The 16177-nt window shown below is 34.1% G+C and carries 9 protein-coding genes and 1 pseudogene; 6 read left to right on the forward strand and 4 right to left on the reverse strand.

The window, feature by feature from the left end:
• Positions 1 to 62: 62 nt before the first annotated feature.
• Positions 63 to 1772 carry a S8 family peptidase gene (locus IPO86_13710; protein ID MBK9729162.1) on the forward strand — a complete coding sequence of 570 codons (1710 nt, stop codon included), beginning with the start codon at positions 63 to 65 and terminating at the stop codon, positions 1770 to 1772.
• Positions 1773 to 1889: 117 nt separating this feature from the next.
• Here IPO86_13710 and IPO86_13715 read toward each other — a convergent pair whose 3' ends face one another.
• Together IPO86_13715 and IPO86_13720 are read right to left on the reverse strand one after the other, a co-directional pair.
• Positions 1890 to 2837, reverse strand: a complete 948-nt coding sequence (locus tag IPO86_13715) for a nitronate monooxygenase (GenBank protein MBK9729163.1) — start codon at positions 2835 to 2837, stop codon at positions 1890 to 1892.
• Between the two features lie 9 nt (positions 2838 to 2846).
• Positions 2847 to 3836: a ketoacyl-ACP synthase III gene (locus tag IPO86_13720; protein ID MBK9729164.1), complete on the reverse strand. Its 990-nt coding sequence runs from the start codon at positions 3834 to 3836 to the stop codon at positions 2847 to 2849.
• Between the two features lie 200 nt (positions 3837 to 4036).
• On the opposite strand from IPO86_13720, the gene IPO86_13725 reads away from it, so the two are divergent.
• From IPO86_13725 to IPO86_13735, 3 genes are all read left to right on the forward strand, one after another.
• The gene (locus IPO86_13725; protein ID MBK9729165.1) at positions 4037 to 4858 is read left to right on the forward strand and encodes a thioredoxin family protein; all 822 of its coding nucleotides are present in this window, start codon (positions 4037 to 4039) and stop codon (positions 4856 to 4858) included.
• Positions 4859 to 4939: 81 nt separating this feature from the next.
• A complete protein-coding gene (locus IPO86_13730) occupies positions 4940 to 6184 on the forward strand; it encodes an imidazolonepropionase (protein ID MBK9729166.1) in 1245 nt (414 codons plus the stop codon).
• 115 nt (positions 6185 to 6299) lie between these two features.
• Entirely contained in the window at positions 6300 to 10031 is a 3732-nt protein-coding gene (locus tag IPO86_13735; GenBank protein MBK9729167.1) for a gliding motility-associated C-terminal domain-containing protein, read from the forward strand.
• Between the two features lie 29 nt (positions 10032 to 10060).
• On the opposite strand, the gene IPO86_13740 is transcribed toward IPO86_13735, so the two are convergent.
• A complete protein-coding gene (locus IPO86_13740; protein ID MBK9729168.1) occupies positions 10061 to 11245 on the reverse strand; it encodes a T9SS type B sorting domain-containing protein in 1185 nt (394 codons plus the stop codon).
• 109 nt (positions 11246 to 11354) lie between these two features.
• On the opposite strand from IPO86_13740, the gene tatC reads away from it, so the two are divergent.
• Entirely contained in the window at positions 11355 to 12179 is an 825-nt protein-coding gene (gene tatC, locus IPO86_13745) for a twin-arginine translocase subunit TatC (protein MBK9729169.1), read from the forward strand.
• Positions 12180 to 12918: 739 nt separating this feature from the next.
• On the opposite strand, the gene IPO86_13750 is transcribed toward tatC, so the two are convergent.
• On the reverse strand, positions 12919 to 14148 hold the full coding sequence (locus IPO86_13750) for an HD domain-containing protein (protein MBK9729170.1): 1230 nt from the start codon (positions 14146 to 14148) through the stop codon (positions 12919 to 12921).
• 63 nt (positions 14149 to 14211) lie between these two features.
• On the opposite strand from IPO86_13750, the pseudogene IPO86_13755 reads away from it, so the two are divergent.
• Positions 14212 to 15775, forward strand: a pseudogene (locus tag IPO86_13755) (response regulator).
• Positions 15776 to 16177: the final 402 nt, after the last annotated feature.

A 16177-nucleotide genomic window follows, 5' to 3' on the forward strand; every position in this document is an offset into this window, starting at 1 on the left:
ATTAATTTTAACTCTTGATATTGAACCATTTATTTATTACAAAACATTGTAAACTGTTAATTATGTCCCTTTCTACAAAATCAAAAATAGGAGTCTTTTTAGTCGTATTTGTTGCTTTCATTTCAAGTTCTTTCGCCCAAGATGCCTTGCCTCTAAATTGGCATCAGTTGGATAAATCCAAAGATGGTTTACATGGAGTTGGATCAGAAAAGGCATATTCTGAGTTATTAAACGGAAAAAAATCTAAAACAATCGTAGTTGCGATTCTGGATTCAGGTGTAGATGCAGAGCATGAGGATTTAAAAAATATAATGTGGGTGAACCCAAAAGAAATACCGAGCAATTTAAAAGATGATGACAATAATGGTTATATAGATGATATTCATGGCTGGAATTTCATTGGTGGAAAAAACGGAAACATCGGTCCCGATACCTATGAAATAACCAGATTGTATGCACAAATGCGTTATAAATACGAACATGCCAACAGGGATCAACTAACAGGAGATCAAAAAAAGGAATACGATGAATTCATTAAATTCAAAACGGATGTTGAAAGTCGGAGAAAAAGTGCTCAAACGAATTTGAATAATATAGCCCAATCAGAAAAATTAGTTATTTCTGCTATAGATGCTTTGTCGACTGCGATGGGTGATCGCCCATTAAGTATTGAAAATATAGATAATATTGATGAAGGAGATTCAAAAAATTTATCCATGGGCATTGCAATTGCTAAACAAATATTAATGGATGATAGCAATTATAAAAATGTTGAAGAATTAAAATCTTTTATTTTAAAAGATTTTGAACAAGGCAAAAAACATTACACAAAGGAATTGGAATATTCTTTTAATCCTGATTTCAATCCCAGAGATATCGTAGGTGATAATTATGCAGACGTTAATGAAAAATATTATGGCAACAATGATGTTCAAGGACCGGATGCCACACATGGAACCCATGTAGCTGGTTTGGTTGCAGCGCAACGAGGAAATAATCTTGGTATGGAAGGGATTGCAGATCATGTGCGGATTATGTCTGTGCGATGTGTTCCAGATGGCGATGAACGCGATAAAGATGTAGCTAATGCAATTCGTTATGCAGTGGATAATGGAGCTTCCATTATTAATATGAGTTTTGGTAAAGGGAATTCTCCAAATAAAGAAGCTATTGATGCCGCCGTAAAATATGCGGCTGAAAAAGATGTATTATTGGTTCATGCTGCAGGTAATTCCGCCACAGACAACGATAAAATTACCAATTTTCCAAATAAGAAATATTCAAAGAAAAAATTCCTTGGATGTAATAAAGCTCCAAACTGGTTGGAAGTTGGTGCATTATCATTTGAAGAAGCACCAAACATGGTTGCCAGCTTTTCAAACTATGGCAAAAAAAATGTTGATTTATTTTCACCGGGCGTACAAATATATTCAACGGTTCCTGGCAATCAATACGCGAATCTTCAAGGAACCTCCATGGCGAGTCCGATAGCAGCCGGAGTCGCTGCCTTAATTCGTTCTTATTACCCAGAACTCACTGCGAAACAAGTTAAAAAAATATTGGTAAAAAGTGTGAGTCCACAGGAAATTATGGTGACGCAACCAGGCACTAAAAAAGAGTTAAAGTTTTCTGAACTTTCTGTGAGTGGAGGAATTATTAATGCTTATGAAGCGATAAAATTAGCATCCCAAACGAAAGGCAAGAAAAAAATTAAAGCTTCTGAAAGATATGATTCTATGGATGTTAAAAATACTGTAAATCCGAGAAGTTGATTCGATATAACAAATCCAAATCATTAGAATTCTCGCTAAAATAAGCTTGCAGTGAAGAACTCTAATCAGGGCAAGTTTTGATGGATTTCATTGTATAGGAATGTAAAAACTTCCTCTTTAATGATTTCCTAAAAGTTGGTCTACGATTTCTTTAACAGGTTTTATCTCCTTCACGTACTCAATCGTTGTGCCTGCACACCATACATTTTGATAGGTAGCATCAAAAGCAGCCTTCGATAAGATGTCCATCCCTCGTTTGTAGGTGAGCATTTTAAACCATTTTTTTAATGTTTTATTTTTATTGAGTATGGCTTGTAACCAATTTTGTTTGGTGCCAATTTGTTGCACATAAGGCGTATTGATTACAGTACAAGGAATACCACTTAATTTGGTAGTTGTAACAATATCCTTTGCCCCAAAATCAACGCATGCTTGTTTATATTCTTGACAAACTGCTGATTCTTTAGAAGCAATAAAAATACTACCAACAGAAACGCCATCTGCACCAAGTCCTAATTTCTCATCTAAACTTTTACGGTCTCCTACGCCTCCAGCTGAAATAATAATTAAATTCGGGAATTCCTTAATTAATTCCGGAACTAAAATGTTTGGTGAAACAGGGCCTAAATGCCCACCCGCTTCATTTGTCACCGCAATTAAACCATCTGGATGAAAGGAAGCAGCTTTTCTTGCATATTCGAGATTGGAAACATCACAAAAGACTTTTGTATTTGTATTTTGAAATGCCTGTATTACACTTTTTGGATTTCCTAAGGACGTAATTATAAATGGCACTTTAAATTCAAGACATGCTTTTAATTGAGCTGGAAAATAATAATTAGATCGATTCACAATCAAATTAATACCATAACATATTTGTGCATTATTCAACTCCGATAATGCTGTACGAAATTCGGAATCTGTTCTATAATTTAATGCCGGAATACAACCGGCAATACCTGCTTTAGCCGCGGCGATGGTCATGCTTACATTAGAAACTAAAAACATTGGAGCCATCAGAATCGGATGTTCGATAGCCAGTAATTCCGTAAGCCTTGTGTTCATCAATTTAATTTAATATGCCCATTTAAGATAGGTGGTACCCCAGGTAAAACCGCCTCCAAATGCAGTTAATAAAATAGTATCTCCTTTTTTGAGTTTAGATTCCCATTCCCATAAACATAATGGCAAGGTACCGGAGGTGGTATTTCCATATTTTTGAATATTTACCATTACTTTGGACTTATCAAATTCCAGCATATCTGCGACTCCATTAATTATCCGCACATTGGCTTGATGAGGCACCAACCAATCCACATCTTGAAGTGTCAACTGATTTCTTTTTAATACCTCTTGAATGGTATCTACCATCCCAATAATTGCCGCTTTAAATACAGGTTTTCCATCCTGATAAACATAATGTTCTTTATTTGCAATGGTTTCTAAACTAGGCGGCTTCAGAGATCCACCAGCTTTCATATGCAAAAATTCTCTTCCACTCCCATCTCCATGAAAAACACTATCCATGACTCCATTACCCTCTGTATTAGCTTCCAGTAAAACAGCACCTCCGCCATCACCAAAAATAATACAGGTTGCACGATCTGTGTAATCGATTATGGAAGACATTACATCTAAACCGACTACAATAATTTTCTTATGGGTTCCGCTTTCAATAAATTTTGATGCCGTAGTCAATCCAAACAAAAATCCTGAGCAGGCTGCATTAATATCAAAACCAAATGCATTCTTAATTCCTACCTTATAACAAATCGTATTTGCAGTATCGGGAAATACCATATCACCGGTTACCGTACAACAAATCAATAATTCGATTTCATCCGGCGATGTTCCAGTTTTTTCCAGCAATCTTTCTACCATGATTTTACCCATGTCAGAAGCTCCTTTACCAGGTTCTTTAAGAATATGTCTTTCCTTGATACCAGTGCGGGAAGTAATCCACTCATCATTGGTGTCTACCATTTTTTCCAACTCGGCATTAGTCAAAATATAATCCGGAACATAGCCTTGTATTCCTGTAATCGCTGCTCGTAGTCTGTGCATGAATGCTTGTTTGACCCTGCAAATATACAGCTACAAAGCGATTTATACTAAAATCGTTTATCATATTAAAAATTATTTTAAATTGTATTATGCTGTTTTTTTGTGTTTTATATATATAAATAAATTATAATTAAAAAACTGGACTGCTTTTTGTTCTGAATTAAGAGAATTCTCAATTATAAACTTATAAACTCAAAAACATGAATTCTTCCATTAAATGTCTACTTCTTTGCATCAGTCTCTTTATTCAGGCTATTTCAGTAAATGCAAATTCCTGTCTATCTGAAAAATCATTAAACGCTGCCAAACAAAAAGCAGTGCTTGAAAACAAAATTATCATATTGGAATTTACTGCAAAATGGTGTATGCCTTGTCGGCATATGGAAAAAACAGTATTTGAAAATAGTGCTGTGAAAAAATTCTTAGAACAACATGCTGTTCTATATAAAGTCGATATTGATGAACAAAAGAAATTAAAAGAAGAATACAAAATTGAAGTCTTACCGACCACCATTCTGATGAGAGCTTCTGGCAAAATACTTTCTCGCAAAGAAGAATCTTTCAATGCTGAAAGTTTCATAGCTTGGGTAGAAGGTCATCTGGAATTAAAAACTGCAAAAGAACAAGCTGCAATTCAAAATAAAAATGATTCCATGGATGCGCTCATTACCCTTGATTTACCGCTTTTAGATGCTGAAGATTTTGAAAATCAAGAACGCGATCTTAATAGTGAAATTCCAGTTCCAGATAGCAAGTCTTTAAACACAAACAATTCAGAAAATTCTTTTTATATTCAGGCAGGTGTTTTCTCAAATAAAGAAAATGCTGAAAATTTAGCGATCAACTTAATTTCTCATTTCAAACAAGAAATTAAAATTGCTGAAGAAACAAAGGACAATAAATCTACCTTCAAAGTTAGAATCGGACAATTTGAATCCAATGATGAAGCTGAAGTATTTCTTGAATACCTACTTAAAAATAATTTTCATGGTGTTGTGAAACAAGATGGAGGCAAACTTTAAACAATACCATAAATACCTCATGCTACAATTTATATAATGAAGATTTCTATAGTTTCAGAATTTTGATTACTCGAAAATAAAATGACCGCTTCCTCTCTTCTCATTAAAAATATAGGGAAACTAATACTTGCTTCTCATACTTCTGTGCCTTTTAAGAAAGGTAAAGAGTTATCAAACCTTCCACAAATAGAACATGCTTTTTTAGAAATTGAAAATGAAAAAATAAAATCATTTGGTTCTATGGATGAGCTTCCATCTTGGAAGGGGGAAATCATGGATGCTCAGGGTGGATATATTTTACCTGCTTTTGTTGACTGTCATACACATTTAGTTTTTGCTGATTGGAGAAATCAGGAATTTGTAGACCGAATTCATGGCTTGACTTATCAGGAAATTTCATCTAAAGGAGGTGGCATATTAAATTCTGCGAAAAAATTAGCTGCCTTGTCTGAAGATGAATTATATGACCGATCTGCGCAGCGATTAACGCTCGCTATAAAAAAAGGCACTGGTGCCATTGAAATAAAAAGTGGATATGGATTAAATACTGAAAATGAACTTAAAATATTAAGGGTTATTCAACGATTAAAACAACATTTTCCAATTCCTATAAAAGCAACCTTTTTAGGGGCTCATTCTTTTCCTCTTGAATTCAGAGAAGACCATCAAGCTTATATACAGCAGATCATCCATGAAATGCTCCCTGAAATTGAAAAACATAACTTAGCAGATTATTGCGATGTTTTTTGTGAACAAAATTTCTACAGTCCGGATGAAACTGATAAGATTCTTGAAGCAGCGACAAAACATGGTTTAAAAGCTAGAATTCATACAAACCAATTTACCCATAGTGGAGGCATCGATATTGCTTTAAAACATCATGCAGTCAGTGTAGACCATCTAGAAGTTTGTAATGATGACGAAATTCAAAAATTAAAAGATACGAATACGCATCCGGTTTTATTACCTGCTGCAGCCTTTTTTATGAATCTTGAGTATCCACCTGCGCGACGTATGATCGACCAAGGACTCGGTGTGATTTTAGCGAGTGATTTTAATCCGGGCACATCTCCATCTTCAAATATGTCATTTGTATTAAGTCTGGCCTGTATTAAAATGAGAATGACACCTGAAGAAGCAATTCAGGCAATGACAATTAATGCTGCGCACAACCTTGAAATAGCCCAAGAAGTTGGCAGTATTGAATCTGGAAAAATCGCCAACCTAATCCTTACGGGACCCATCCCAGGTATTTCTTACCTTCCATATGCTTTTGGCGACTCATGGTTTACCCGGATTTTTATCAGGGGAAACCCTGATTTTTAAGCAAAAAAGCAGAGTTTTAGACGAAAATACCAGATCTTACGTTCTTAATACCGACCACCTATCCTAATCATATAATTTTTTTTTTAATATCTTTGTGGTTTAAAACTGGCTTGTGATGATTTTTAATATACTATGTAGACCCAAATTAGTTTTATACACCCTTGTACTAATTACACTTTTCAGTTCCTTGGCGAGCTCCCAAAAATGTGTTCAATTTGATATTATTGGCGGAAATGCGCCTAAAGGAGATTGTATTTGGGTGCCTGTTAAAGTCTATAAATTTGATACCGTACTTTCTGTTCAATTTGCATTAGCGTATGATCCATTAGTAATAACCCCGATGGATAAATGGACAAATCCTACGCTTGTTGGATTAGACCAAACAAATATTAATTTTGATTCGCTCCGTAAAATTGTTCGTTTTTTATGGGCGAATCCAAATGGAAATTGTGCTGGATTAAAAGACGGGGACACCTTACTGATGATAAAATTCAAATTAATCGGTGAGCCAGGAACCTGTACGCCTGTTACTTTTTTTAATCGGTCCCCTATTGTTAATGAAATCCTTGATTGCAATGCAGATGAGTATTGCTTTGAAGAAATTAATCCGGGAGATAATCAAATTTGTATTGGTCAACCTACCGATTTATGCGTCATCACTTATACGTGCGGAACCTTTACAAACACAGGCAGTATAACTATTAAACCTTTTGGTGGAATGCCCCCATATACTGTAGATAAATTAAGTCTTCCACCCACACAAACAGACATTTTAGCAAATAGTGGTGATTTAGTAGTTTACAATAATTTATTTCCTGGCAATTATCAAATTCGGGTTACAGATGCAAATTTAAAAGATACCTTGATAAACATAACTGTTGGCTTAGCAAGTCCAATTGCTGTTTTTCCAAATGGCATAAAAAATCCTACTTGCGCAAATACATCCGATGGCAGTATAAATATCCGGATTACGGGTGGTTCCGGTTCTTATACTATTGGCTGGAGACCGATCAATTCTTATGGCGTCACAAATATCACAAAATTACCAGTAGGTACATATACTGTAACTGTGAGAGATACTTTAGGATGTCAGGCTACAGATAGTTTTACATTGTTTGCAGACACTTTATTTTCTCAAGTAGTCATTGATAAAGATGCTTCCTGTATTAATGATGGAAAAGCAACGGCTCGTGCATGGGGCGGAAATCCTTGTCCGATAACAGGATATTGTTTTTTCTGGAGCCAAAATAGTATCCGAAATAATTGTGATACTGTAAGTATGAATGACAGTTTATCAGGCAACCAATTTGTAATCATTGAAGATTGTCGAGGTTGTCGGGATACCCAATTTTTTGAAGTTAAATTTTCTGGAAATATCCTGGATTCATTGGTTATTGATTCAATCAATTGTTTCGGTGACAGCGGAGTCATTCATTCCTTTATAAGTTCGAAAGGAATTTTAAATCTTCCATGTTCATTCCGGTTAACCAATCAAAATAATATGCCAATTTTCGGTGGTCAAAATGGAGTTGATACTTACAGAAGTCCAAAATTAAGACCTGGTACGTATTATTTGGAGATTACAGATAATGGAGGTTGTAAACGACTTGACACCATCCTACTTACCGAACCCACACGCCTTGAAATCATAGAAAACAATATTGACACCACAGAATCTTGTCAACCAGGCCAGGATGCATTTATTGATGTACGTGGTTTTGGAGGCACTCCATCCTATAAATTTAATTGGAGCACAACGGATACAACTTCCCGAATTTCAGGATTATCACAGGGTAGTTATACCTTGACTTTATCGGATAGCAAAGGATGTTTAATCACTAAAACCTATACAGTTACACAACCAAACGGACCTCGAATTGACAGTTTTAAAATTATAAACCCTGGTGCCTGTCCGGGTGATTCAACAGGTAGCGTTGAAGTAGTTTTTACTTCCGGATCAGCGCCAATCAATCAATTCAAATGGAATGTTCCAGGAAGTACAGCCATTTTAAATAAGCTTTCTACCGGATGGTATATTGTCACGATAACAGATGCAAATGGCTGCAGTGCAATAGATTCAGTCGAGCTTAAAGCCACAGGAAATGTTTTTAGAATTTCATCATTTAATATAAGAAATCCTCAATGCTATAGAGCAGCTGATGGATTTATCATCATCAATGTGATGGGCAATCAAAGTGCACCTATTTATTCCTGGGATAATAATGTACAAAATTCAGTAAATACAAATTTGATAGCCGGTACTTATTGTGTAACCATTACAGATATGGGAGGTTGCCCTCCTATTGACACTTGTTTTGTATTGACAGAACCCCCAAAAATTGGAATCACTTTAAGCCAGGTTACTGCACCTACATGTTCCACACCCGGAACCTGTGATGGATCTGCTATTGTTAGTTTAAACTGTCAGGATACTATAAATTCAATTACCTGGTCTTCAAATGAACAAGTCTTTACAAGAATTGACACGGCCTTCCAATTATGTGCCGGACCACAATATGTTATTGCAACTTGTGGATTCTGTGCTGACACTTTGCTTTTCAATGTTCCAAACGCAGTGCCTATTACCATTGATACTCCATCGTTAGTCTTAACTGCACCAAGATGTTATAACTCTAATGATGGTCAAATTACAATTAAAGCGAAAGGAGGGACTGGTCCTTACCAGTATTGTTGGATAAATCCTATGATAAATGCTCCAACCATTTCAAATCTTGGAGATGGAATGTATCATATTAATATTAAAGATCAATTTAATTGTATTTATATAGATTCTATTCGCTTACGTCAACCGGATTCTATTAGAGTTGATATAATCTTAGGATCGACACTAGATATTACCTGTTCAGGTAAAAATGATGGTCGAATTACAACCGCATGGACAGGTGGAAATAGTGGAAAAGGAATATTCAACTGGATACCGAATATTAACCAGGATTCTGTGGCAACAAATTTACCATCTGGAAATTATATACTTCAAGTTACAGATGTAAAAGGATGTACAGGAAGTGCAAGTTATACAATCAAAGAACCGTCTCCAATAACATATACACTTACCGCAATCGATACGCCTAAATGTGCTAATGATCAGATTTTATTTTCTGTTTTACAGGCATCAGGAGGTAGTGGACCGAATTATAGATTTACTATCAATAACAGTGCTCCCAATGCATTAGCGGAATTAGTACCACTTTTTTCAGGCAATTATTCAATTCGGATATATGATAAAAATAATTGTTTTATTGATACTAATATTATAGTCACCAATCCAAATAATTTTCTAAGCCTGGATTTTGGTTTTGATACGGATTCTATACAATTAGGCGATAGCCTTTTTCTGGATGGCAAATTAAGTAGTAGTGCAATCATAGATTCCATTATTTGGACTCCAATAAGCACTGTTCGCAATCCTCAAAGCACGAGTTCGTATGTAGTTCCAAACCGAAATACAGTTTACATCCTTACTGTAATTGATGAAAACGGATGTGAAGCAACCGATAAAGTCACAATTATAGTTCGGAATACAAGAAAATTTTATGCTCCAAATGTTTTTTCACCAAATGGTGACAACATTAATGATTTTTTCACGCTTAGTTTTGGAGCAGGCGTAAAAGCAATTCGATCATTACAAATTTTTGATCGGTGGGGAAATAAAGTATATTTATTAGAAAATCCGGATGTGAGTGCCGGTTCTATAAATACCTGGAATGGTCGATTTGGAAATACTGGAGATTTAATGAATCCCGGTGTATTTGTATACATTATTGACGTTGTATTTCAAGATGGAAACTCCATTATCTATAGGGGGGATATAAATATATTAAGATAATTTGCAGGTGACCGTTTGTAACTAAATTTTTACTTCATCAGAAAAAAACTGCCTTTAGTTTTGTATTCCTGACCTTTGCATGTATAGGCTATTCTATAATAATAAGTTCCAGGCATAAGTTCCTTTCCATTCCAAGTTCCGTCCCAGGTTTCTTTCGGATTTGTAAAACGGGACATAACACTTCCGTTCCGATCCATGATATCAAAATAATTGAGTTGATCAATAATATAATTATTTGATATAAAAAACTTGTCATTCAGTTGATCTTGATTTGGAGTAAATGCTGTTGGTAATTTTAAATTAGAACAATCAATTTTTGAAGTATCAATCACTTTAATCAATAAACTATCGGTAGCATTACAAAAACCATGGATAGCTCTAAAAAAATATTTTGTTTGTTGAATTGGACTTGCTATTGGGTTTAATATCATGGCATTAGACAATCCAGAAACAGGTGTCCATTGCACTAGACCCGGACAATTGCTCAAAGCTCTAATAGCTACCGATGCGCCTAAGAAAATCAAGGTATCTGATGTCAAAATTTCATCTTGTAAAATTATTTCCGATTTAATTTCAGAACTATTCATACTATAATTTGCAAGTATCAATTGATCTAATAATGCCTGAATTCGGGTAACGAAATTACAGGGCGATTGATTGAAACGAATGGGTACATTGTTATTTAAACGAAGTACAAAATTTTCACTTTGTTCATCTTTTAGTTCTCCATTTATAAATAAACGAAAAAAGCCCAATGTCCGGGTAATAAAAACTTGCTGCCAACACTTTGAAGGGTCTGCTTTCCCAACCAATTGGACGATTTTATCAAATCCTTGCTGCATCGTACAAACAAAACTTGAGTCACTAGACTGATAGATAATATAAAATGAGGTATCTGCATTACAGTTTGTCATTTTAGAAAGGATATCTAAATTTCCAGAGCCGGATTCAATAGCAATTGAAAATCCAAGAGAGAAATCGCTATAAAAGAAGGTATCAATTGTATTTGGGAGTGTTAAACTTTGGTTATTAAGCTCTATTGCATCTTGCTCCAGTCCACATTTACAAACAGATGGATTTTTAGCTAAAATCGCAGCGGTAGCCTGATTTTTCTCCAATAAACTGCAAGAATTAAAGTCAAAGTGCAATTTTTGCCTTTGTTGTCCCATTAGAAATAAGGGTAAAATAAATAGAAATCCTGTGATTCGCAACATAGTGCCTCAAAATTAGACATTCCCATCAGGATTAAACGATCTTTTTTAGAACGGGTCAAAATCCAATACACAAATTTATACTTAGCTTTGTGATCTCTTTATATTGAGCATGCTATCCAAATTTTTTAAAAACAAGGCAGAAAATTCAACGGAAACAGAAATGAGTTTTCTGGATCATATTGATGCGTTGCGCTCTCATCTCTTCAAATCTGCTGCTTATATAACAATTGCTGCAATCTTTGTATTTACACAAAAGAAGTTTGTCATTGATACGGTCATCCTGGGACCCCTGCATCCAGATTTTATAACCTACCGGTTTTTTTGTAATTTATCAGAATTGACCTGTATTAGTCCGAATAACGTTAAACTGTTTACAAGAGAATTAAGTGAACAATTAATGGTACATCTGCAAGTCAGTTTTTTCATGGGTCTCATATTGGCATTTCCATTAGTTTTTAGAGAATTTTGGAAATTCGTAAAGCCAGGTCTTTATGATAAAGAAGTAAAAGCAACTTCCGGAGTCATCTTTTGGTGCACAGTATTATTCCTTTTAGGGGTCCTCTTCGGATATTATGTATTGGCTCCATTTTCAATTGCTTTTTTAGCCTCCTATGCTGTTAGCGATTTGGTAGAAAGCACTGCCACTTTAAGTTCTTATGTTGATGCCATGACCATGTATACTATGGCTACCGGACTTGTTTTTGAATTGCCTTTAGTGGTTTATTTCCTGGCAAAATTGGGCATTATGGGCCCAGGGTTTATGCGCACCTACCGGCGACAAGCAATCGTTGCAATCGCAATTATTGCAGCGATTATTACACCTCCTGATGTAACCTCCATGCTTGTCGTTACATTCCCATTGCTTTTATTATACGAGATCAGTATCCATATTGCCGCCCACAATTATCCAAAAGAAATTGAAACTAATCCATGATCAGGATTTCATCTTCACTTACACTCGGATTATCAATTTTTATACCTGTATTTTGGTATATGTTCTTCGGGTGTTTTACCTTGTTTTTTTTATTCACAAGTGATGAAGATTTACCTTTTAGTAATCCAAATTTAATTCGGATAATAATACTGCTATTTTTCGTAGTCTTTGGATTCTTAATTTATCACAGCCTTACAAAACTGAAACGGGTCGAAATGGATCATGATTTCCTATATGTAACCAATTTTTTTAAAACTATTAAAATACCAATCTCACAAATAAAAAAGGTAAAATCTTTTCCTCTATTTGGATTTATAAGGGTTAAAATTATTCTTCAGACCAATACTATTTTTGGAACTAAAATCAGATTTATTTGCGATTCTGATAAATACCATCAATTCAATAATCGAATAAATACAGGATCTCTCCCTATTGACCCTTCATTAAATTAAGCTTCGTCTAAATCTAGAATTTGCCAATATTTTTTTAATAATATACTTAGTATTGCCGATTCTCTATTATTTTTTAAGATTTAATTGCTTACAATATAAATTGCAATAAATTGTTTCTATTAAAAAACAAGATAAAAGCCTTTCACTCTGAATACAGTCAGGTTACTTTACGATTCTGGATATAAACGCTAAGTTTAAATACAAAGTATCATGGCAGATATTTGAAACTTAAAAGGGATTGAAAATTCTTAACTTTCATTCACTTTATTTACTTTACAAGAGATCCTTTATTGAGCCTGGAGAACAGTCTCTGAATCCAGTTCTTTAGGTATCGTTAGAAAATATTTAACTTCCCTTCTGGTAAAATAGTCAATGGCAATAATTTCTGAAAGTCTTTTAACGGTATTGTTTTTTGTCCGGATTTTGACTTCAGAATCTCCAAGTTCATATGCAGAAAATGATAACTCGTTTTCCGAAACCAAAAGCTTGGAATCAATAATATCTAAATTAAATAAATGTTTTGTTTTTGTTCGTAATTCTTTAATCCAATCAAGATCAAAATGTTCATTAGACAAAATATTTTTAAAAAACTTTCTGGACAACAGGCAACTTGAAAGATATGAAACAAATTCATTGTTGGAATCTACACATTGCTTTAATAATAATTCAATATCCGTATCATCAATTTTTTGATAATACTTTAATAGTTCTGTTGCATTATTATCGATATTGAAACTTTGTGGCAATTGCATAAAATAAGATAAACCTGTGGTGTGAACCGGATCAATTTTAAGGGTTTTGCAGGATACCAATAATACCTGCAACATATGCTCAGCAACCAGGGATGTTTTATGCATATACACTTGCCAATACATTAATCGTCTTGCGGCCAGGTAATTCTCAATGGATAATGCTGCTTTTTCCTCAAAGATTAATTGTTCATCTGCAACATCCATCATGGATAAAATTCGATCATTTCCGATAGTACCTTCCACAACGCCTGAATAAAAGCTATCGCGATTCAAATAATCCATCCGGTCTACATCTAATTGGCTTGCTACCAACTGATAAAAAAATGGCCTTGAATAGAACCCCTGAAATATATCGAGTGCAAGTTGCAACTTACCTTGAAATTGCAAATTCAGCTCTTTCATTATTAACACCGTTAATACCTCATGATCTACAGGCACAAGACTATGTTCTAATACATGAGAAAAAGGACCATGTCCAATATCATGTAAAAGTGCTGCAATTTGAGCAGCTTCAAATTCTTCCTGTGAAATGATTTGTCCCTTTAGCTTTAGGATTTCCAGGGATTTTGTCATGAGGTGAAAAGCACCTAATGCATGATGAAATCTTGTATGAACAGCCCCAGGATAAACAAAATGACTTAAACCTAACTGTTTAATGCGTCTCAATCGTTGAAACCAGGGATGATCTATTAATTCTATCAAAATCCCGTTAGGAACCTGTATAAATCCATAAATCGGATCATTAAATATTTTAATTGTAGACACTGGTTGTATTTAGAATACTTTAATTTCGCAGCCCATCGTTAATTAGCAAAGACCGTCAAATTTATGGATAAAATCAGGATTCTATGGGCAGATGATGAAATAGATCTTCTAAAACCTCAATTATTCTTCTTAGAAAAGAAAGGATACCATGTTGAAACCACCACCAATGGTCATGATGTACTTGATATTATTACAAAAAATCCAAATGGATATGACCTTTATTTTTTTGGATGAAAGTATGCCCGGAATTACCGGATTAGAAACCTTGTCAAGATTACGACAGAAAGGAATTTCGCAACCGGTAGTAATGGTTACTAAAAACGAAGCGGAAAATATTATGGAAGAAGCCATTGGAGCCGAAATTGCAGATTATTTAATTAAACCTGTAAATCCAAACCAATTAGTGCTTACTATTAAAAAATTAATTGATAATAAGCGCTTGATTTCTGAAAAAACAACGATGGATTATCAGATTGCATTTCGCGATTTATTTATGGAAATCAATAGCAACCCAGGTTATATTCAATGGGTAGATATTTACCGAAAATTAATTCAATGGGAATTAAAATTTGATCAGAATGCTTCTTCCGAAATGCAGGAAATCCTAGGGAATCAAAAAAAAGAAGCAAATTCAGAATTTTCAAAATTTATTGTTCAAAATTATTTGAAATGGTTTGAAAATACTTCCATTCAACAACCCTGTTGGTCACATCAATTGATGTTACAAAAAGTATTTCCACATTTAAAAGATGATCTGCCAACGGTTTTTATCTTATTGGATAATTTGCGTTATGACCAATGGAAAATTATTGAACCTACGATTACAGAATTATTTAATGTAGAAGAAGAGGATTATTTTTATAGCATATTACCTACCACTACGCAATATAGTCGGAATGCAATTTTTGCAGGAATGCTTCCTTCAGAGATTGAGAAATTTTATCCGGATTGGTGGTTAAATGATAATGAAGAAGGTGGTAAAAATTTGAAAGAACCAGATTTGCTGGCGGGCCAATTAAAACGAACGATTCGAAAAGAAATAAAATTTGAATATCTAAAAATAACAAACTCAAGTCATGGTAAAAACTTAGTAGATACTGCTCACAATTTTTTACAAAACCAGTTAACCGTTATCGTATATAATTTTATCGATATGATGTCACATGCCCGTACTGAAATGGAAGTTCTAAAAGAACTTGCCTCAGATGAAACGGCATATCGCTCCCTAACTAAAAGCTGGTTTATTCATTCCCCTTTATGGGCTGCTCTACAAAAAATAAGCACTCAAAAATTTCAATTAATTATTGCTACAGATCATGGTACCATTAGAGTAAAAGATCCTAGCAAAGTAATAGCCGATAGAGAAACTACTTCCAACTTAAGATATAAAGTAGGTAAAAATTTGAATTATGAAAAGAAAGATGTGCTTGAGATAAAAGATCCAAATAAAGTTGGATTACCAAGACCCAATTTATCATCAACTTTTATATTCGCAAAAGAAAATAACTATTTCCTTTACCCAAACAACTACAATTACTATTTAAATTATTTCAAAAATACGTTTCAACATGGTGGCATTTCTCTTGAAGAGATGATTTGTCCTATCATTCGTCTAACCAGAAAGTGAAATCAAAAATTCAATTCTAATACACAAATTGAGGTTTTGATTTTAAAATAGAATACATCTATAAATTGGCAAAAACTCGCCAGCAATTGAACTTAAAAATTTAAAGGACAATTTCGATTTAATTCTCAAATTAATATTGAAGTCCGTATTCCACTCAAATCGGAATACAGAACCTGCTTTAAAATGCTCACTTAATTTGTAAAAAACTATATTCGTCAATATAATGTAGGGTCTGCTAAATATTAAATTCCCAGAATAAAACAAGCTCCAAATGTATAACCAATCTAAATCCATAGGAAGCATAATTTAATTCTATCTTAATGCTTTACCAATTAAAATCTCTTATATTTACATTTAGTTGTTGCCAATTCAAACAATTAGAATGAACTTGTTTTGTTTTTT

Source organism: Saprospiraceae bacterium (genome assembly GCA_016717265.1).
Lineage (GTDB): Bacteria > Bacteroidota > Bacteroidia > Chitinophagales > Saprospiraceae > Vicinibacter.